Origin of the sequence: Acinetobacter corruptisaponis (genome assembly GCF_030053775.1) — a bacterium.
Lineage (GTDB): Bacteria > Pseudomonadota > Gammaproteobacteria > Pseudomonadales > Moraxellaceae > Acinetobacter > Acinetobacter corruptisaponis.
Map to the genome: position 1 here is coordinate 53,207 of NZ_CP125671.1, position 20,258 is coordinate 73,464.

General features: G+C 40.3%; 18 protein-coding genes and 7 pseudogenes. 9 read left to right on the forward strand and 16 right to left on the reverse strand.

From position 1 onward, the window contains the following. The first annotated feature begins 231 nt into the window (after nt 1–231). Nucleotides 232–462 (forward strand): IS5 family transposase, encoded by a 231-nt coding sequence (locus QLH32_RS19630; protein ID WP_004656998.1) that lies wholly within the window; start codon nt 232–234, stop codon nt 460–462. Nucleotides 463–500: 38 nt separating this feature from the next. On the opposite strand, the gene QLH32_RS19635 is transcribed toward QLH32_RS19630, so the two are convergent. The 3 genes from QLH32_RS19635 to QLH32_RS19645 all read right to left on the reverse strand — a co-directional run bounded on the left by QLH32_RS19635 (nt 501) and on the right by QLH32_RS19645 (nt 3,692). Continuing rightward, nucleotides 501–1,715 (reverse strand): NAD(P)/FAD-dependent oxidoreductase, encoded by a 1,215-nt coding sequence (locus QLH32_RS19635; RefSeq protein ID WP_001193555.1) that lies wholly within the window; start codon nt 1,713–1,715, stop codon nt 501–503. Nucleotides 1,716–1,801: 86 nt separating this feature from the next. Continuing rightward, nucleotides 1,802–3,295, reverse strand: a complete 1,494-nt coding sequence (locus QLH32_RS19640) for a cytochrome P450 (RefSeq protein ID WP_001089493.1) — start codon at nt 3,293–3,295, stop codon at nt 1,802–1,804. A gap of 76 nt (nt 3,296–3,371) precedes the next feature. Next, nucleotides 3,372–3,692: a 2Fe-2S iron-sulfur cluster-binding protein gene (locus QLH32_RS19645; RefSeq protein WP_000078398.1), complete on the reverse strand. Its 321-nt coding sequence runs from the start codon at nt 3,690–3,692 to the stop codon at nt 3,372–3,374. Between the two features lie 139 nt (nt 3,693–3,831). Here QLH32_RS19645 and QLH32_RS19650 point away from each other — a divergent pair, with 139 nt between their 5' ends. Beyond that, entirely contained in the window at nt 3,832–4,893 is a 1,062-nt protein-coding gene (locus QLH32_RS19650; protein WP_035270176.1) for an AraC family transcriptional regulator, read from the forward strand. Between the two features lie 240 nt (nt 4,894–5,133). On the opposite strand, the pseudogene QLH32_RS19655 reads toward QLH32_RS19650, so the two are convergent. The 3 genes and pseudogenes from QLH32_RS19655 to QLH32_RS19665 form a co-directional block, all read right to left on the reverse strand. After that, nucleotides 5,134–5,484, reverse strand: a pseudogene (locus QLH32_RS19655) (recombinase family protein); the annotation flags it as partial. A 120-nt stretch (nt 5,485–5,604) separates the two neighbouring features. Further along, nucleotides 5,605–5,823 (reverse strand): annotated as a pseudogene (locus tag QLH32_RS19660) (ATP-binding protein); the annotation flags it as partial. A gap of 16 nt (nt 5,824–5,839) precedes the next feature. Then, on the reverse strand, nt 5,840–8,350 hold the full coding sequence (locus QLH32_RS19665; RefSeq protein ID WP_075315315.1) for a Tn3 family transposase: 2,511 nt from the start codon (nt 8,348–8,350) through the stop codon (nt 5,840–5,842). Nucleotides 8,351–8,444: 94 nt separating this feature from the next. Between QLH32_RS19665 and QLH32_RS19670 the strand changes: the two genes are divergently transcribed. Next, nucleotides 8,445–9,053, forward strand: coding sequence for a recombinase family protein (locus QLH32_RS19670; RefSeq protein WP_004726718.1), 609 nt, complete (start codon nt 8,445–8,447; stop codon nt 9,051–9,053). On the opposite strand, the gene QLH32_RS19675 is transcribed toward QLH32_RS19670, so the two are convergent. The 3 genes from QLH32_RS19675 to QLH32_RS19685 all read right to left on the reverse strand — a co-directional run bounded on the left by QLH32_RS19675 (nt 8,997) and on the right by QLH32_RS19685 (nt 11,714). Continuing rightward, on the reverse strand, nt 8,997–9,644 hold the full coding sequence (locus tag QLH32_RS19675; RefSeq protein WP_306669946.1) for an SOS response-associated peptidase: 648 nt from the start codon (nt 9,642–9,644) through the stop codon (nt 8,997–8,999). The genes QLH32_RS19670 and QLH32_RS19675 overlap by 57 nt on opposite strands. Before the next feature lie 240 nt (nt 9,645–9,884). After that, a complete protein-coding gene (locus QLH32_RS19680; protein WP_000482094.1) occupies nt 9,885–10,991 on the reverse strand; it encodes an ImmA/IrrE family metallo-endopeptidase in 1,107 nt (368 codons plus the stop codon). Nucleotides 10,992–11,003: 12 nt separating this feature from the next. Continuing rightward, the gene (locus QLH32_RS19685; RefSeq protein ID WP_001052588.1) at nt 11,004–11,714 is read right to left on the reverse strand and encodes a hypothetical protein; all 711 of its coding nucleotides are present in this window, start codon (nt 11,712–11,714) and stop codon (nt 11,004–11,006) included. 857 nt (nt 11,715–12,571) lie between these two features. On the opposite strand from QLH32_RS19685, the gene QLH32_RS19690 reads away from it, so the two are divergent. From QLH32_RS19690 to QLH32_RS19700, 3 genes are all read left to right on the forward strand, one after another. Beyond that, nucleotides 12,572–13,285, forward strand: coding sequence for a phosphoribosyltransferase (locus QLH32_RS19690; protein ID WP_001986287.1), 714 nt, complete (start codon nt 12,572–12,574; stop codon nt 13,283–13,285). 393 nt (nt 13,286–13,678) lie between these two features. After that, nucleotides 13,679–14,875 (forward strand): tyrosine-type recombinase/integrase, encoded by a 1,197-nt coding sequence (locus QLH32_RS19695; protein ID WP_279961408.1) that lies wholly within the window; start codon nt 13,679–13,681, stop codon nt 14,873–14,875. Beyond that, nucleotides 14,876–15,016, forward strand: a complete 141-nt coding sequence (locus tag QLH32_RS19700; protein WP_262463139.1) for a transposase — start codon at nt 14,876–14,878, stop codon at nt 15,014–15,016. It abuts the gene before it with no gap. Between the two features lie 55 nt (nt 15,017–15,071). Here the strand turns inward: QLH32_RS19700 and QLH32_RS19705 are convergent. Both QLH32_RS19705 and QLH32_RS19710 read right to left on the reverse strand, forming a co-directional pair. Further along, nucleotides 15,072–15,252, reverse strand: a pseudogene (locus tag QLH32_RS19705) (hypothetical protein); the annotation flags it as partial. 57 nt (nt 15,253–15,309) lie between these two features. Continuing rightward, complete coding sequence (locus QLH32_RS19710; RefSeq protein WP_005155685.1) at nt 15,310–15,561, reverse strand: hypothetical protein; 252 nt, start codon at nt 15,559–15,561, stop codon at nt 15,310–15,312. A gap of 195 nt (nt 15,562–15,756) precedes the next feature. Here QLH32_RS19710 and QLH32_RS19715 point away from each other — a divergent pair, with 195 nt between their 5' ends. The 3 genes and pseudogenes from QLH32_RS19715 to QLH32_RS19725 form a co-directional block, all read left to right on the forward strand. Further along, complete coding sequence (locus tag QLH32_RS19715) at nt 15,757–15,978, forward strand: helix-turn-helix domain-containing protein (protein WP_034602463.1); 222 nt, start codon at nt 15,757–15,759, stop codon at nt 15,976–15,978. A gap of 129 nt (nt 15,979–16,107) precedes the next feature. Beyond that, nucleotides 16,108–16,218: pseudogene (locus QLH32_RS19720) on the forward strand (IS4-like element ISAba33 family transposase); the annotation flags it as partial. A gap of 84 nt (nt 16,219–16,302) precedes the next feature. Then, nucleotides 16,303–16,503: pseudogene (locus tag QLH32_RS19725) on the forward strand (transposase); the annotation flags it as partial. Between the two features lie 14 nt (nt 16,504–16,517). Here the strand turns inward: QLH32_RS19725 and QLH32_RS19730 are convergent. The 5 genes and pseudogenes from QLH32_RS19730 to QLH32_RS19750 all read right to left on the reverse strand — a co-directional run. Then, a pseudogene (locus QLH32_RS19730) lies at nt 16,518–17,048 on the reverse strand (IS5 family transposase); the annotation flags it as partial. 13 nt (nt 17,049–17,061) lie between these two features. Further along, a protein-coding gene (locus QLH32_RS19735; protein ID WP_262463138.1) for an IS5 family transposase occupies nt 17,062–17,774 on the reverse strand; the annotation gives its coding sequence in 2 pieces (ribosomal slippage) (nt 17,062–17,489 and nt 17,489–17,774; 714 coding nt in all). Between the two features lie 87 nt (nt 17,775–17,861). Continuing rightward, nucleotides 17,862–18,098 (reverse strand): annotated as a pseudogene (locus QLH32_RS19740) (transposase); the annotation flags it as partial. Nucleotides 18,099–18,236: 138 nt separating this feature from the next. Then, on the reverse strand, nt 18,237–19,136 hold the full coding sequence (locus tag QLH32_RS19745) for a ParB/RepB/Spo0J family partition protein (protein WP_262463137.1): 900 nt from the start codon (nt 19,134–19,136) through the stop codon (nt 18,237–18,239). Nucleotides 19,137–19,154: 18 nt separating this feature from the next. After that, nucleotides 19,155–19,931 carry a ParA family protein gene (locus tag QLH32_RS19750; protein ID WP_019383547.1) on the reverse strand — a complete coding sequence of 259 codons (777 nt, stop codon included), beginning with the start codon at nt 19,929–19,931 and terminating at the stop codon, nt 19,155–19,157. Nucleotides 19,932–20,258: the final 327 nt, after the last annotated feature.

Below are 20,258 nucleotides of genomic sequence, written 5' to 3' on the forward strand. Positions count from 1 at the left end.
ATTTCTCCTATGCTCAAGCAACAGGACATTGATCACAAACCAAATTTACGGCTCACCGTAGAAGCCATGCTCTACAGAATGTGGGTGAAATGTCCATGGCTAGACCTACCTCCTGACTGAGTTTGGTCAGCAGCCTAATCTCTACAAAAGATACAACGACTGGTCAGCAAAAGGTTTTTTCCAAAGCATACTCAGGGTTTTATCTACTGACTCTGATATAGAGTAGGGGTTATGGATAGCAATTACGTCAAGGCACATCAACATAATGCACGTGCTGCAACTCACGATCAGGAGGCGATTGGCTTAAGTCGAGGTAGCAAGACAAGTAAGATCCATCTTGCCGTAGATGGGTATGGATTACCCATCGTGTTTGCGATCACGGGTGGTGAATTACACAAAGCCAAAGCTGCACCTGACTTGCTCTCACAGGTATCTATCGATGCCATTCTGATTAACATCTGAATCAGCGTAATGCAAATCTAGCCTGATGTAGTTTTAAGCTACCCCATCAACGCCTGTACCGCAATCGACTCATCCGCCAACCGCAGTGGATCGACCGCCGTACCAGCCGTGATCAGCTTTTTGCTTAGCATAAACTCCTGCGGACGATTCACACAATCCGCCGCAATCAGGCGACCCGCCTGCAAATAAAACGCTGCAAAGCTACGCCTTTGCTGCACATCACCCCGAATCACGATCTGATCATACCCCTGACTGAGTCCCGCAATCTGCAACTTTAGATCATACTGATCTGACCAAAACCAAGGCAAACTCTTCGAGGTCCGCTGTAAGCCACACAAGGTCGCCGAGGCAATTTTGGCCTGTTCATTGGCGTTTGGTACCGACTCCAAGCGCATCCGCCGCTGATAAATCGGATTAAACGCATTGGCACAATCCCCGATGGCCACAATCTCTGGCGCACTGGTACGGCAATACTCATCAATCACAATACCATTGTCCACCTGCAAGCCCGCGTCCAGCGCCAACTCGATATTCGGTACAACCCCGACCCCGATGATCACCAGATCTGCATCGAACATCGAACCATCGGCACACAGCACCGCTTGCGCCCGCCCCTCACCCGTGATCGCCGTGACCGACACACCGGTATGAATCGTCACACCCTGTTCGCGATGAATCCGCGTATAAAAGTCCGACACTTCCGGTGCAGTTACCCGCTGCAAAATCCGCTCGGCGGCTTCCAAGACCACCACCTGCATGCCCTGCTCGGTCAATGCGGCGGCTGTTTCAAGACCGATATAGCCACCACCGATCACCACTGCTTTGCCGTTGGGTTGTACAAATGGCTGGATAGCCTGTACATCGCTGATATTTCTAAGATAATGCACACCTGCCAAATCAGACCCAGCCAGCGACACCGTCCTGACTCGTGCACCGGTACACAGCGCCAACTGGTCATACGCAAGCGTACTGCCATCTTGTAGTGTCACGCTGCGCGCTGCCCGATCAATCGCAACCACCCGCCCGTGCCGAAATTCGATCTGATTTTTTTGATAAAAAGCGGCTGGCCGAATCAATAACTCATCGACCAGTTGTGCACCGCATAAAAAGGTCTTGGACAACGGCGGTCGATGATACGGCAAATACGGCTCATCGCCGATCACCACAATCTCGCCCTGCCAGCCATCTGGCCGCAGACTTGCCGCCAACTGCGCCGCAGCATGACTTGCGCCAATGATGACGATTGTTTGCATATGAATTCACTCAGTTCATGGTTGATGCACAGCATCAATTGTTGCCGACGACAGTTGCAAAATGCCTCTGTCGCCTATTTTGATACCTACGCTTTGGCAGTCAGTTTGACCATCATCTTGGCATAGCCGCGCACAAAGTTAGATTGCACAATTTCTGGCTCACCCAAAACCTCAATATTTTCAAAACGCTGAAGCAGCTCTTCCCATAAGATTCGCAACTGCATCTCGGCCAAGCGATTACCCATACAGCGATGCACACCAAAACCAAATGACAGATGATTACGCGCACCTTTACGATCAATGATCAATTCATCAGGTCGCTCAATCACTCGCTCATCGCGGTTGCCAGAAACGTACCACATCACCACCTTGTCGCCTTTTTTGATGGTCTGACCGTTAAGCTCTACATCTTGCTTGGCAATCCGACGCATATAGGCCAGCGGGGTTTGCCAGCGAATAATTTCGGATACCATGTTCGGGATCAAGCTCGGATTGTTTTTGAGTTTGACGAACTCATTTGGAAACAGGTTAAGTGCGTATACCCCACCCGTCATCGAGTTGCGTGTGGTATCGTTGCCGCCGACAATTAGCAAGACCAAATTGCCCATAAACTCCATCGGCCGATAAATCAGGTCTTTAGTCGCTTCGTTTGACTGCATCAAGCTGATCAAATCATAGCCCATTTCAGCGCCTGCAGATTTTTGTGCGGCTTTTCTATGCCATAACTCCGCAAAATGCTTTGCTGCATCGACTGCTGCATCAAAAATCTCATCCAAATTTGTCACTGTCCCACCTGTGGCCTCCGCAGTGCCAGCCATCAAGTCTGACCATTCAACCAATTTGTGCCGCTTTTCGTATGGGAAATCAAATAATGTTGCCAACATACGGGCTGTCAGCTCAATCGAAACATTCTGCACCCAATCAAACGGCTGATCCGTTGGCAACTGATCCAAAACCTCTTGCACGCGTAGCCGAATCAAACCCTCTAGCTCTTTGAGATTTTTTGGTGCGACTACATCCTGTACGGCCTGCCGCTGCACATCGTGCTTGGGTGGGTCCATTGCAATAAACATTTCAGCATCTAACCCAGGAGGGGTGTTGCCAATCGCGATCACAGGTTCAGCTGAAAAAATCTCATGATTTTTATCGACATAGACAATATCATCGTAACGCGTGACCGACCAAAATGCCCCAAACGGACTGTTGGCTTGATAATGTACCGGTGCTTCATCACGCAGCCGCTTAAAGTAAGACTGCCATTTTTTTTGCTTGTATAAAAATGGGTTGCTAACATCAATCTCAGCAAGTGCCAGTGTTGCAACTTCTGGAATCGGTTGCTCGATAAATGCAGGAAATTCTTGCACGTTAAACACACGGAATTTGGCTTTTTGCATCCACTGAATGCCGCGAACCTGCGTGTGCAATGGGACAAAACGGGTCACTTGACCATGCAAAAACTGCTTGCCCGTTTGAAACTGCTCATTAGACTTGACTTTATCCGTAACCGTGGTTGCTACGTCTGCAGCGGTGCTGGTGACAGTTTGGGTTATTTTCTCAAAAATTTCTGCGACTGAGTTCATGATGGTCTCCTGACTGAGCATCGTTGACGAGGTGTGTTTGTTAAGGCGGTTGATCCGCTGGGTTACAGCTGACGTGTTACATCTGAAACTCAGGCAGATGTACCGTCATGCCATCCATTGCATCGGTCACTTGGATACAACACGCCAAACGTGAGGTGGCAGCACGCTCTGGGGTCATTTCCAACATCTGCTGCTCATTCGCTTGTGCCGTACCCGCAACATCCGACCACTCAGCACTGACAATCACGTGGCAGGTACCACAGGCGCATTCGCCACCGCAATCCCCATCAATTCCGGCAACACCGTTTTCAACCGCCAACTGCATTAGTGACTTACCCGCTTCGATTGCAACGCTGGTTTGTGCACCATCGTGGGCAATAAATGTAATTTGGCTCATGGCTACGACTCCGATTTGGCTTAATTTCACTGTTCAAGCTCAAGATTACGCACTCTCTGCGGTTCTGTAGAGGTTATTATTTGACAAATAGAGGTCATAAAAAGACAATATTACCTCGTCAGCCAATAAAGCATATTCCATGTATCAGACTCACTCAGGCAAAGAACCCGCGATCATTCCGTGTAGCTATACCCGTTTGATCGGTCGAGAACTGGACTTACAAGCGCGCGATCTGCCGAAATTATTAAAATTCACTGCGCTGACCACTGAGCAACTGATGCGTGATGACACCATGATCACGGCCAGCCAACAAGCTCAGATCCTGCAAAACAGCATAGATCTATCAACATCTGAACAGTTCGGTTTGCGCTTGGGTCAGCGCCTAACTCCCTCAACGCATGGTGCGATGGGCTTTTTAATTAATAGTAGCCCGAACTTGCTAGCCGTGTTACATGCGTTTCAGACATTTTTGCCGACGCGTATAAGTTTGATGCGACTTGAAGCACATACCGATGCTGCGTGGACGAGCTGCATGATTTTTTTTGAGCAAACCCTGAATAGCGCAGTACATCGGCTACTGTCCGAAACCGTTGCAGTGATTTTTTCGGAATGTGCCGAATTTATTGTTGGACGACCGCTGACCGAGGCGGTGATTCAGTTTAGCCATCCCGCCCCCGATCATCATGCCTGTTACGCGGATTATCTTGCCGGTACCTATCAGTTTGATCAGCCACAACTGTCGATCCGAGTGCCGACCGAGTTGTGCTTGATTGCCAATGCATCCGCGCAGCACGATAGCTATCTGCTGGCGATGCAACAATGCGAAATGATCCTCAACCGGCTCAAGACCCAACAACACAGCACCACCTACCAAGTGCAAAAAGCCATGCTGTCCTATCCGCTCGGGCAACTGAGTGAAGAGGATCTGGCTGCAGCCTTGTTTATGAATAAGCGTACGCTGGCCAGACGTCTGGTCAAAGAGAACACGAGTTACCGGCTGATTCGAGATCGGATTTTATCTGAGAAAGCCAGTAGTTATTTACATGACCCTCAAATATCGGTCGAGGCAATTGCCAGCTTACTGAATTACCACGACTCTGCTAATTTTCGGCGCGCGTTTAAACGCTGGTTTGGTGTATCACCAAGTGCTTATCGGCGAAAAATCACCCATCGGCAAGAAGAAAATGACCTGAGAGAATGAGGTTGTTCGTATGATTGTTAATACGTTGAAACATCAATACGCCCTAGAAAAATACCTTAAAACGCTATGTCAGAGATGGCAATCATATGGCAGCCCTCCACTTCCAATCCGATAACCTCAACTCAACCCAACGCTTGCAACCCGCTGTGAACTCTGTAGAGGTTTTAATTCCCATTGCAGCCCATCCACCGTCAATGTCTTCAGTTAGGGGTCGTCTCAGGAAACGGAAAATATAGCACGCTAAGGATTTTCACTCCGACTTCTTTTAACGATATCCAACACGGTATTTTTGCTTAGATTGACCAGCCGACCGACTTGTCGATAAGAGTGTCCAGCAGACACCAACTCCAACACTTTAGGTGCCAGACGATCTGACTTGGTACGTTGACCAGGACGACGACCAAACACAACGCCACGCGCTTGTGCCGCTGCTACACCAGAGCGCACACGTTCACGTAGTAAATCTCCCTCAAACTCTGCTAATGCAGACATCACAGAAGCCATGAGCTTTCCCTGAGATGTGGAAAGGTCAAACTGCAAACCTGTTTGTGCCACCAGAGATACCCCGAAATGCCCAAGATTGTTGACGCTCACTTAATATTGACCAGCGATGCTCGTTGAATATTGACCAGGCATTTAAGCAATGTAGCGTACTACACTGCTGTGGATAAATCGATCAATTGCTGTTGCTTTTTCTTCACTGATCGACGGTTAAAATAACTCTCCTTTCTCTGCTTCTCGTTTCTTTATACGCTGCTTGGCTTCCTCCGTGCTTTGCTTAAAACGATAGGATTCATTACCCGTTTCGATGATATGGCAATGATGAGTCAGTCGATCCAGCAGTGCAGTCGTCAACTTAGCATCACCAAATACATTGCTCCATTCCGAGAAGCTCAAGTTCGTCGTAATGATAGGGGTCGTCTCAGGAAACGGAAAATATAGCACGCTAAGGTTTTTCAATTGCGCGCAATGGCCTAAATTTTCCACCACCTATCTTGGCTTTGCTTCGCCATAGATAATCCCCAGTTAAATTGATGTGCTCCCACCCCAGCGGTGACAGATATTGCAGCAAGGTATCATCGACTGTGCGACCATGCCCTCGTAGGGCGTTAGTCGCTCTCTCTAAATAAACCGTGTTCCACAATACAATGGCGGCGGTCACTAGATTCAAGCCACTGGCTCGATAACGCTGTTGCTCAAAGCTTCGATCTCGAATCTCACCCAATCGATAAAAGAAAACGGCGCGCGCTAATGCATTACGGGCTTCACCTTTATTTAATCCAGCTTGAACCCGACGGCGTAGTTCTACGCTTTGCAACCAATCCAAGATAAACAGTGTGCGCTCAATACGCCCCAGCTCTCGTAATGCCAATGCCAAACCATTCTGTCGTGGATAACTACCGAGTTTACGTAGCATTAGCGACGCTGTGACAGTCCCTTGCTTGATTGATGCGGCCAGACGCAAAATATCGTCCCAATGAGTACGAATCTGTTTGATATTCAGTGTGCCGCCAATCATGGGTTTAAGTGCGGCATAGTCTATGTCTGACTTTGGAATATAGAGTTTCGTATCGCCCAGATCACGAATTCGTGGTGCAAATCGAAACCCTAGCATGTGCATGAGTGCAAAAACATGGTCGGTGAATCCAGCCGTATCGGTGTAGTGTTCCTCGATGCGTAAATCAGACTCGTGATACAGCAGCCCATCAAGAACATAGGTTGAATCACGAACGCCCACATTGATCAGCTTACTGCTAAATGGTGCGTATTGATCAGAAATGTGTGTATAAAATAACCTTCCAGGCTCTGCGCCATATTTTGGATTGATCATCGCATCAGGCAAATCGTTGGTCGCTGCCATGCGATTAATGATTGCTAATTTCTGCTCCAATAGTGAAAGGCGACTTTGCAAATATAGATCACAATCAGTAGTAATGGTTAGAGGTAACTCATTGGACTGTTTTAGCTGATTAAATTTATCAGCAGTCACTAAATACTCATCGAAGTCTTTGAATTGGCGAGAGCCTTGTACCCAGAGATCCCCAGCCCGTAGCGAGTTTTTAAGTTCAGATAACACACATATTTCGTAATAGCGGCGATCAATACCATCATCGGTAAAGACTAGTCTTGCCCACCGTTTTTTGATAAACGCTATTGGAGCATTAGAGGGGATTTTTCGTGTATTATCAACATTCATGCTGCGGAGCAACTCTACAGCGGCAAGCATATCTTTTGCTGCTGGGGCAGCACGCAATTTAAGTATGGCAAGAAGTTCTGGCGCGTAACGGCGTAAAGTTGCATAGCTCTCGCCAATTCGTGGTAAAAAATCAAAGTCTTCGGGTTGCGCCAGTTTTTCTGCCTCAGTAATACTTGCTGCAAAAGCATCCCATGAAATAACAGTTTCGATGGCGGCAAACGGATCACTGCCATTTTGCTTGGCATCTAGCAAGGCTTTCCCGATAAGCCCATACAAACGCACTTTGTCGTTGATCGCTTTACCTGATGATTGAAATTGTTGCTGGTGTTTATTTTTTGCGATAGCAAATAGCTTTCCAATAATGCGATCATGCAGGTCAATAATTTCGTCGGTGATCGTGGCCATACTCTCCACAACGATTGCTACCAAAGTGGCATATCGACGTTGAGATTCAAATCTGGCCAAATCAGCAGGAGTCATTTGCCCACCTTCGCGAGCAATTTTCAGTAAGCGATTTTGATGAACGTGTTTTCCAATGTCTTCAGGTAGATCGATGGCTTGTAAGCACTTCAGCCGCTCAATGTGCTCAAGCATGTACTTTGAGTTTGGTTTAGCTGGTGACTGTCTAAGCCACCCCAATATTGTCAGTTTGCTGCCCTCTTTACGGTTCAGCAAAGCATCTATATTTTGACGATGAGTTTCTGAAAGTGAGCTCGTCAAAGCAGTATAAATTATGCGGTTGGCAGATGTGATTGCTTCTGCGCAAATACTATCAATTGCATTTATAGCTGGCAAAAGGACTGATTTTTGTCGTAAATTTTCAACGAGAGTTGTGGCTAAAATAAGACCTTTATCTGTCTGAAGGGACAAATCCACCATCATATTGACCGATTGCCGATAGTCACTCAAGGTGAATAGTTTGAACCCAAAAACTTTTTTCAATTCGGCAATATGTTCTCGTCTTGTTTGCTCGCGCTGACCATAATCATTCCAGCAGTCCACTGATATACTAAGTTGAGCAGCCATCATGAAAAGTAAGGGTTTGAATGGTTCGTCGTTAATACCCAATATCACTCCAGGGTAACGCATGTAGCAAAGTTGAATTGCAAAGCCTAGCTTGTTGGATGCCCCTCGATGTTGATGGACTATGGATTTATCAGAATCACTCAGAGTGTAATGCTGAAGCATAAAAGCTCTATCATCTGGAATTTCGAACAGGCTTCCCAATTCCGTGGACGACAAAATAGAATGGCGCGGCATGGCTCATTAGTCCCAAATAAACTAAACTATTAAAGGTACATTATTTTGTACCGCCACGCTTAGCTTTGCGCTGCAATTTCGCAAGGAGGTTCAATTGGGACAGAATGCGGCCATTTATTGCCGAGTATCAACGAACGATCAGTCCTGCGAACGACAGGAATATGACCTACGTGCCTACGCCAATCGTTGCGGCTACGATGTTGTCGGTGTTTGGAAAGAAACTGCATCAGGCAGTAAGGATGAGAGATTGCAAAGAAAATACTTGATGACCATGGCGCAATCTCGTGAAATCGATGCCATCTTGGTGACGGAATTGACACGCTGGGGCAGAAGCACCGTGGATCTCGTACAGTCATTACAAGATCTTGGGCATTTCGGGGTATCTCTGGTGGCACAAACAGGTTTGCAGTTTGACCTTTCCACATCTCAGGGAAAGCTCATGGCTTCTGTGATGTCTGCATTAGCAGAGTTTGAGGGAGATTTACTACGTGAACGTGTGCGCTCTGGTGTAGCAGCGGCACAAGCGCGGGGCGTTGTGTTTGGTCGTCGTCCTGGTCAACGTACCAAGTCAGATCGTCTGGCACCTAAAGTGTTGGAGTTGGTGTCTGCTGGACACTCTTATCGACAAGTCGGTCGGCTGGTCAATCTAAGCAAAAATACCGTGTTGGATATCGTTAAAAGAAGTCGGAGTGAAAATCCTTAGCGTGCTATATTTTCCGTTTCCTGAGACGACCCCTTCATGGTCTGTAGTCAACCAATCTTTTCTATACTGCTCTGGAATCACGATGATGGATCGCTTCTCATCCTTCGGTGCATGGAACTGCTTCATGAATGGGTGATGATCAGAATTGATGGTGAGCATTGAAAATGAACGTACCTTATTGCCATTAATCACAGCATCGTCATAGATACCAGCAACTGTAAAAGGCTGTTCATCTTTACGCTTGATGGTGTACCAGTGTGGTTTGCCATTGATGTATTTGGGTTCATAGAACTCCTGTACAGGCACAAGGCAAAACTTGCTGTACTTCCAAGCATGTCGAAAACTGGGCTTATCTGCTACAGACTCGGTACGAACGTTATAGGTATGACTACTGAATTTCAACTCTTTTGCCCAGCTCGGGAGCAAGCCAAACTTTGCTATATCAAGTTCCAAATGTTCAGAGCCATTTAAAATGATCGGGGCATGGTAAGAAGGGAACACATGGTCCTTAAGCTCAAGATTGAACAGGCTGGTATCGACACCTAAAAGTGTCAAATTTCTTTTACTTGGAAATAGGTAATTTGAGCACATTGTATGATCACATAACTAAAGAATTTATCTGAAATTGTATACGATGCTTCATGGAACACATGGGATTTATGGTGTCAGTTCAAGTAGGCTATATGAAAAAAGTCATGATGGGGCAAGTTACATTTTCAGTATGACTTATGGGATGCAAAACTACGTTGGGCGTGAAGTCATAAAAAAATTAATCAGGATTTTGCATAAATAGTGCGCCGTAAGGCGCATTATTTTTAAGGAAGGTTTGTATTACTCGACAATATATAACTTATGTTTTTTCTTCGGGGGCTCAACTTTAGCTAAAGCATCAAATGTTAATTGATTAAAATCTTCTTCAGAGATTCCAATTTCATCAAGCATTTTATTTTTATCAAAAGATGGTTGTGAGGCTAAAACAGAGATAATTTTGGGCAACATCAAACTCTCATCTCGATGAGTTTCTTCAGGTTCATTAATGTTGTAGCCCAACGAATTGATCTTTATAGAGTTACTACGATTAACCCAATCACTAACTAATCCCAGCTTGTGAGCTTTATAGTTAATAGCCTTCAGGGATGTTCGCCAAATCTTTTTATACTCAATCATATTTTCTAGTGAAAAATAGCGTGGAGCAGTAGAAAGAAATGCATCTGTTGGCATTAAAAATTCAGATGAAAATTGATCCGCTTCAGTTTCGAGAACACGATTATCTTTCTCGACACGAATTTTTTTGTTATGCGTATGCATAACGATATGACCAAGTTCGTGTGCACAATCGAAGCGGGCTCTTTCGGCAGACTTAAATGTATTTAGAAATATGAAAGGGCTACCACTTTCATCATCAAAAAAAGATAGTGCATCAATTTCTCGAATTTCAGTCGGTAATCTAAAGACACGGATTCCCTTTAGCTCACACAACGAAACAATGTTATTAATAGGTTGATTACCTAAAGCCCATAAACCTCTCAACTCTGACGCTAGGTGATCGGCATACTTAGATTCACCCAAAAACTCAGTAATATCTAAATCAGGACGGTGAAAAGTAGGTAACTTTACTTTCTGATTTAAGTACTTGTTAATATTTATTGCTAAAAGAGTATATGCCTCATTAGCTTTTCTATGCTGTGCTTTAATACGAGCAACCGATCTATAGAAGATTTGGTCTGTTTCATGTGGTTGTGTGTCATTACCTGCAAAGAATGACTTGGGTAAATTTAATACACGGCATATATCATCTTGATCATTTTCATTGATTTCTTTATCCACGTCTAAAAGTTGCTTTACCTTAGAGATAGAGCAACTCAATTTTTCTGCGAAATCGGTATTGCTAAGTCCTCGTAATTCTTTAGCAATACGTAAACGATCTTTATTAAACACATTAACCTCAGATTAAACTACAAGCTGAATATCAAAATCATCTGGTTTAATTTCATTAGATGGTTCCAATACTGGCTTAGGATCAGTTTTTACAGGAACTGTATTATCTATTTCAAATGCAATTCTGCAAGTATGGTCACTTGGTAAAATTGAAATTTTTTTCGCTTTTAAGTCCTGTACGAAGCTAGTTGGGTATGCAAATTCAAAAGGAATATTTGGGATATCAATGTCTTTATAGGCTGGATGTGATGCTGAAGGAAAGTATAAAATCCATGTTCTCAATTTTGTCTCATCATCATAAGCAGACTGATTCTCCTTAATATTATTTAATGTCATTAATCCTTTTTCACAGTGTGCTGATACAACTTGATCAGCTAACCCCAATGCAATATTCCCGCTCATAAAGATAATTTGTATTTTCTTTACTGTATTCTCAATTCTTGGCTGGCTGTCATTGTGGAATATCCAAGCAGGATCAGATTGTCGAAGCAGTAAAGCAATCTGTTCTCCAATTTTTCCCCATCGTGCAATAAAGCGTGCACGGTTATAGTGAGTATTTGTTCTATAGTCAGCATCACCGATCATAATTGCGTTTCTGACTAACTCGAGATCAGGTAATCCTAACTGTTTAGCTTTTTTGATAGCATTTTCACCTTTGAAAAAATCACATGGCGTGGGTTCAGAAGGTTGGATTGATTCTTCATCAAGGAGATTTAAATTCATCTTAAAAGTTATCCTAAAGTAGCGAATGTCTTTTTTATAACATCTTTTGATGTTTTAAAAAAGACATTTTTATAAATGTGTGCTATCTTCACTTACAACTTGATAATAAGAATTTTGGAGAAGAGACGTTGAGTAACTTATTCATTAATCATAAAAATTGTCCTGAATGCGGTGGCCGTATCAAAGGCTATTATTACTACTGTGGGCAGTGTGGTAGTCAAAATGTTGTAAACTGGAAGCACACGGGGATATTTTTGTTGATTGCTGGAAAGATTTTTCTGGTTGCTATGCTTTTTTTGCTAAAAAATTTTGTTCAAATCCATTTTTTTCACAAGTTTCATTGTGCTAATTTTTTAAATAATTCATAGAGGTTGATAGTAAAATGAAAGTTAAAGATTTAATTAAATAATTAGAAGAGTTTGATCTGGAATTAGATGTTTTAATTGCTAATGAAGAGAACAAAATCATTGGCATAAAAACCCTAGCCCGATTCTTTGAAATAAGCTATGTTTCTTTTGTTCATCCAGAGACACAAAGAAATGATATGGAAAGAAATGTTGAATTTACCTTTTTAGGAATGTCGACTAAAGACTCTAGAGTTATTGTTTTTATTGACGTTGTTCCATAATTTTCAAGTAGTCAAAATGAGTATACAATATTCATGTGATGCAAGAAGATACAACTGGATAGGATGGGCCCATAAGTATTTGAAGCTGCCTCGTGTATGATCATGGGGACTGTCCAAACAAACGGCTTTTGAGAGTGCTGCCTGATACGAAAAATAATATCCAAGAGATGCTAGCGGTAAATTTAGTGTAAAATTTAATGCTAGCCATCATTAAAACTTATTTAAAAATATGAAGTTATATCGCACAGATTGGAATATGTTTCCTAAAACGGTTATTGACCGTGGTCTTGGAGATGCAACCTCTCATTACATGTATGAAGCTGCTAAAGCAGGGGATGTTGAAAGTGCGTATATTTTAGCTAAAGATTTAGTTTCGGATGAGGCGATTGCTGAACTAGAAAGAATTATCGATGGTCGGGAAACTATTATAGTACCTGTACATGCTGAGGAAGCAGTCGGTCGTAATATGATTCCTTTAGCTACTTCAGCAGTTATAGCAAAGAAACTTGGGCTTGAAGTTGATACGAATATAGTTCAAGCTATAAAAGTATCAAGAACTGGCGGTGATGGGTGGCATAGATTAGCCAACCCACCAGCATTTGATGGGACAATAAACAATGATAAATGTGTTATTATTGTTGATGATACCCAGACCCAAGGTGGTACTTTTGCAGCATTAAAAGGTCATATTGAAACAACTGGGACGAATAAAGTTATTGGAGCATATGCACTGACGGGTAAACAATACTCATCACAATTAGCTCTAAGTAAAGAAACTCTTCAGCAATTGAGGGATGTATATGGTAATCTTGAAGCATGGTGGAAATCGATTTACGGGTACGATTTCGAAAGGCTCACAGAGTGGGAAGCAAAGTATATCCTCAACTCTCGTAAAACAGCTGACGAAGTCCGAGATAGAATCATTGCGTCAAAACAAACGTGATGCTTATGCACTTATGATGAAAATGAATTAATTATTATTTAATTAAGTTAAAAGACTGCTATATAGCGGTCTTTTTTGTTTTTGAGCTCTACAAATTTTAATGAGTACATATAGTTACTTTTATAAAAATGATAATAAAGGGTAGAGGAGGTCATCTAAGAATTTAAAGCACAAGACTTATTTAACATTGATGACAGAAAAAGTGAGTTGTTGGGAACTTAAAGAAGAGGTGGTACTTATAATGGTTACTAAAATACAAATACTTAAAATATTAAATATATAAAACAATATATTACAAATATATATGATGCGTAGTGTACGCATCATATATATTTTCTTCTATTTTGATATAATGGATCTCGTCAATCCGCTGATAGGTTTCATTTAAATTTCATGAGTCTTACTGAAATTAAAGTTCGCCAAGCTCATTGCAAGGAAAAAACCTGTTTTTTATCCGATGAAGATGGACTTAGCCTGAAGATTGAGCCGACTGGAAGAAAATCTTGGTGCTATCGCTATACAGATCCACAAACAAAAAAACGTCGCCGCATTCAGTTGGGGCTTTATCCTGATTTATCGCTGAAAAAGGCACGACAAGTCAAAGATGACTTTAAAGACAATAATTATTGTTTTGAGCATGATACTGTCTCTAATGTCATCACCTTTCGTAAGGTAGGGGAGGAGTGGCTGCAGTTCAAACTGAAAAATGCATTTAATGATTCACCCCGCTGCGGTGTACTACAGTTAGCAGAAAGATGTTTACAGCAAGATATTTATCCAGACCTTCAAGATTTACCTTTTCAAAACATCAAGCGTTATGACCTGGTTTCAGTAATCAAAAAAATAGAGGGACGCCAAGTAAAAGAACCTGTCAAGAAAGCTTGTAGTTATTTGAACCAAATTTATGACTACGCTGTAGCGATGGGTTATTGTGAATTCAACATCGCGCATGGTTTAAATAAAATCGCCATTAACAGTAAAATCAAGAAGAATTATCCGTATTTGAAAGCGGAGGATATATCAGATTTTAAGAAAAATTTATTAAAATTGGATGCCCATCCGATTATTAAAAAAGCACTGCTGTTCAAATTACATACTGGCGTGCGAGGGGCTGAATTGTTATTGGCTGAGCCTCATCATTTTGATTTAAATGAAAAAATCTGGAAAATACCTGCCTTGCATATTAAACAGTTTCGACGAAAAGTCATATTAGGCCATGAGATTCCAGATTTTTTAGTTCCACTTTCAAATCAGGCTTTAGAGATTTTGAAAGACGTCATGCAGTGGTCATACGGTGAAAAATACCTTTTTGCTAGCCCTCGCAAACATAATCAACCGATTCATTTTAATACATTAAATATGGCCATACGTAAGATGGGGTATGGCAAACATCAACTATCTTCTCATGGATTACGTTCTACTTTTAGTACCATTTTGAATGACTCAGGTTTGTTCCAGGATAACTGGATTGAGGCACAACTTTCACATATTGATAAGAACCGTACCCGTGCCAGCTATAATCACGCTGACTATTTAACCCAGCGGACTGAAATGATGCAGTGGTGGGGTGATTATTTAAGTAATAGCTAGGTGATTATCATACTTTTATATAGAAAAACTCTCCAACATGGGCATCAAATACTTTGGTTACCACCTTATAGTCCTGACCTTAATCCTATTGAAAAAATGTGGGCATGGGTGAAAGGAAAAAATGGTTGGTTAACTCAATAGATAAGCTTTTTAGTCGTTTCTTTAACGAGTGTATGAGTAATTAAGCGGTTTGACTATAATTGAGAGTTAATAACAACTGATCCTCTATATCTAAAGTATGAGGACGGCCTGATTTCTTTTTGAGTGATTCTGCTTTTTCTAAAACCTCTACCATTTCAGTAAAAACTTGTCGAGGTACACCAACCAAGCGTTTGAATTCAGAATCTGAACAAACGATTTAATTTCTGATATCTCATGAAATTTATATTGAGGTGGTTTTTACTTTCGCAAGAGGTCTAATTTTTAAAAACAACTTAGGCTAATTGATAAACACTATCTGGAAAGATTAAAAGAAAATATTTTTTAATTTCTGCTAATTCGTTTAAGGTAGGTTTCCTTTCAAGAAGTTGAAATGTCCAAATAAGTACAGCCTGATGATTATCATAGCAAGTATTTACTCCAAGAAAATTAGCCATTCCGTAACTTCTATTGATGTTCATTTCTTTAATTAATTGGTTTCCTAAGTCACGAGCTTGCTGGCTGATCAATAACTCATTCGGTAGCACGGCGGTCATCTCCACAAAATAATCTAATGCAGGTTCAATCCTTATATTTAAAAAGTTATAATTTATTTGAAATGGATAAAATATACTTTCTATAAGTTGTAATAACCTGCTGCAGGTTAATTTTAGCAAAGTATTACTCATGCAACAACTTAAAATAACCCGCAGCAAGTTATTTTTTTGTAAGTTAATTTAAATATGATTACTTGTAAGTTATCTAGGCTCATGGGCGATAGAAAAATTTTAAAATTAAGTGAGGTGGTGCATGCAACAGGTATCAATCGCAATACGCTCACAAGTATGTATTATGACCGTGCTGTACGTATTGAATTACCAGTCGCTGATAAGTTATGTAAATACTTTAACTGTACGATGAGTGACTTGTTTGAGTATGTAGATGCTCTTGAAGAGCAGAATTAATGAATACTTCGTTTGATAAGTTTACTCGACTGGTCTCATGCTGAGTTTATAAAATATAACTTTGTACACGACAAAAAAGATAACTCATTGAAATAATGGCATAATACTTGTTTTCTGACGACGAATATGATGACACATTTCAATGAGTTACATCTCATCTTAAACAAATATCTAAAGTGGAACAAGTCACATGCAAAATGTTTTACACTGATTATGCTTGCATTAATTGTAAAACAGACATGATCCTAGCCAAAATAATGGACAGCACGTCCCTCTAAAGATAACGTAACTTTAATCTTTGGAGATTCAAGAAATGGCTATCTTGTGCAGCAATACTGTTCAAGTCCTGAATTTAAACAGCAAGCGATTGATTATGCACTTTCAAACTCCCACGAACCTATAGCTACAATCGCCCAGAAATTAAGCGTGGGTTATTCAACTTTAGACAAATGGATTCGTGAATCCAATCCAGTGGGTTCAAGCAAACGTCAACTTTCACCAGAACAACAGCGGATCTTGGAATTATGGTCTGTTGACATTTACTGTTCATAATTAACCCTATAAAGGTAGCCATAAAAATATACAGGCTAAAGCAACAGAACTTTGATAATTTCTTTTGAGCTTGTCATATCGAGTAGCTATTCCTCTAAATTGCTTTAATCTACAAAACATATTTTCAATTAAATGCCTGATTTTATATAAATACCAGTCCATATGGTCAGTGTTCGATTGACTATTCGTTTTCTTTGGTATATTCGCTTTAGTCCCTGTTTTCCTGATCTGTTCACGCAGTGGTTCTGAATCATAGCCTTTATCTGCGCATACCACTTTTGTCCCTTTTAAATTTAATGTTGATATTAAATTAGGTGCAACTTTAACATCATGTGTGGTTCCATCGGTAATCATGAAATCAATAGGATTGCCATGTGCATCAATAATCAAATCTATTTTTGAGGAGTTTCCTCCTACACTTTTAGAACTAGATTATTCGCTATGCCGGCAGAATATTGATGAGCATGTACATGGGAGCCATCAATAAAAATCCACTCCATATCGGGGCATGAGGCTAGGGTCTGTTGAGAATTACCAAGAGTTAATTAAACTCGCGCACAATTGAATCATGGCTTCAAAACTCGTATCTGTTTTACAACTACGCATCGCTATACGTTTAAATTCTTTTAACATACAGAAATAGTTTTCAATGAGATGACGCCATTTATACATAATCGTATCAAATGCTCTCATTACTTTCCGATTAGATTTAGGTGGGATCACCACTTTCACTTTACGTTCATTGAGTTCTTGGATGAGCCAATCTGCATCAAATGCTTTATCCGCTAGTAATGCTTGAAAATCAACAGCTTCGATTAAAGGTTTGGTTTCTACTAAATCGTGATATTGACCAGGCATTAATCGAAACTTAATGAGGTTGCCTAGACTATCCACTAAGGCAAGAATTTTACAGGTCATTCCACCTCGAGATTTACCTATAGACTGTTTGAAAGTCCCGCTTTTGCACCTTGGCCATGTCGATGAACTTTAACAATCGTTCCATCAATCATGGCGTATTCCAAATCAACATCTTCATTTACAGATGCAAAAATAGTTTCAAATACACCAGCTTTCACCCAATCACGGTATCTTTTAAAGACGGTATTCCATTTACCAAAATGAGGAGGTAGATCACGCCATGGACTGCCTGTACGGGCAATCCATAGGACTGCTTCTAAGAATAATCGATTATCTTTTCCACTACGACCTCGATCGGTCACTTTACCTAGGCAAAAAGGTTCCATTTTTGCCCATTGGGCATCAGTAAGTAGTATCTATCCATAGTACTATTATAAATTAATCAGTACCCTTTGTTAATTCTCAACAAGCCCTAGTAATTTGAATAATCTAAGTAACTTACCGCTGCTTGACCAACGATTAAAACGTTTGAAAATAGAGTTTGAATGACCAAAACAGGAAGGAATATCTCGCCACGGACAGCCTGTTCTAATTCTATATAGAATAGCTTCAATAAAATTGCGTAAATTTGAATTGTGGTGAATGGATAAATTACGCAGAATAACTTTCAACTTTTGCCAGTGTTGATCTGTCAGCATGGTACGAGGCATAGCGAATAGTAAAATTGGGTTTGGCGATTTAATTTTACTACTTCGCTATTTTTTTAAGCTAAAGGTGTCAACACACCCTATATAAATTTACTCAATTACAAAAAAATAGTGTAGCAAGTTGCTACACTATTTTTTACTTTATTTCTCTAACATTCGTTTTAGCAAAGTTTCTAATTCTTGTAAATTTTGATCATCAAATTGTCCGATTTTTAAAGATACCTTTAATGTATTATGGTCAAATTTGATATTACCAGCAACTTTCCCACCATATTCAATTTTATGTACAATTGAGGTTTGAATAACTTCTTTGGTTTCTCTTGACTTAAAGATTTTTTCAGCTAGTGATGCCAATTTTGTCTGTTCAACTTCTTTGTTAAGCAATTTTGACCATGCTTCGAATAATGCTGCTTTAGCATATTCATGGTTTTCTTCATGATCTGATAGAAACTTTTTCACTGCTGTAGCAGCGGTCCTTGCTAATAATGACGGTTGTTTTTCCAAATCTTCAATCAACTCTCCAGGTAATTTTTCAAAAGATAAATATTTATACATATCTTCACGATTCATACCTAATGACTTTGCTAACTTCTGCTTATTTTTTTTTAATTTTTCATCCAAAGAAGTTAATCCAACATATATTTCATAATCTGTCAGATCTTCTCGCTTTAAATTTTCAGCTAATGTTAATAAAGCAACTTCTTCATCTGATGCATCAATAATGATTACTTCAATGGTGTTCTTATTGAGAAATTGGTGGGCTTTCAATCGTCTTTCACCAGCAATCAACTCATATTTATCATTTATTCTACGAACTGCAATTGGTTGTAATAGCCCAATTTCCTCAATTGATGCTGCTAAATCTTCAATATCTTGTTGATTAAAGAGTTTTCGAGGCTGGTTAGGACTAGCTTGAATATCTGTAATTTGCACATTACGTCTTAACTCTTTGACATCGTTAATATGCTCCTTTTGGGCATGTTGATGCTTTTGAGTATTTTGCTGAAGACGTTTAGCCAATAGCTCTTTATTACTTACCATAATATTTCCAGAATTATATTATCCAATACGCTGAACAATTTCTTGTGCTAAAGTTTCAAAAGCTTTTCGAACTTTTGAGTTTTTATCAACAGATAATAAAGGTTGTTGCAAAATTGCAGCTTGATTAACCTTAGTGCTCATTGGAATTGTGGTATGCAATAATTCTCCAACTTGATTAAATGCTTCATCTTTTATTAATTTACATACATTCTGACGCTCATCATGTTTAATTAATAAAGCACCTAAGAGTTCTAATTCAGGGTTAACTCTTCTAATTTTACTTAAATGATTAATTAAATCAGTAACACCATAGAGACCGTATTGTGAACCAGATTCAATTGGAACAATAACATGTGTCGAAGCGGCTAAAGCATTGCTGGTTAGTAATTTTAAGCTCGGAGGGCAATCAATAAGAATGTAGTCATATAATCCTTCTAGAATTTCTAATTTATTTGAAAGTTCCTCGGATGGTCTTGGTGCATCATCTTTCAATTGATCTTCAGTTTTACCAAGAGTTAATGAGCCATATATTAAGGAAACATTTTTAAATTTTGTTTCTTCTTCTAATGCTTCCGATAATAGACTTATATCACCAATAAGTAATTCAGCTGATGTAGTTTCAACTTCGCTAGGGTGTCTTAATCCTATATGTAAACTTGCATTTGCTTGTGGATCTAGATCAATTACTAAGACCTTATTTCCTAATTCAGCAAGTTCTGAAGCGAGATGTACTACAGTAGTTGTTTTCCCGCAACCACCTTTATGATTAGCTACAGCAATGATTTTAGTTGACATATTTGTCTTAAGGAATTTACTTTGATTTGATTTCATTTAATATAAAGATATTTGTAGCAACTTGCTACAGTTCCTTTGTCATATTTTTATCTTTTAAATTCAAAAGATGTAGCAAAAACATTTCTTAATTTTTTTTAAAAATATAGCTAGCTAATTTTAATTAGTATTAATTAGTATTAATTAGTTAATTATAATTAGACAAATTTTATTTGTTTAAAAACAACTAGATATTGTTTTTAAAGTGGAAGGCTTGTCACCGATAAGTGGAAGGCTTGTCACCGATAAGTGGAAGGCTTGTCACCGATAAGTGGAAGGTTTGTCACCGAT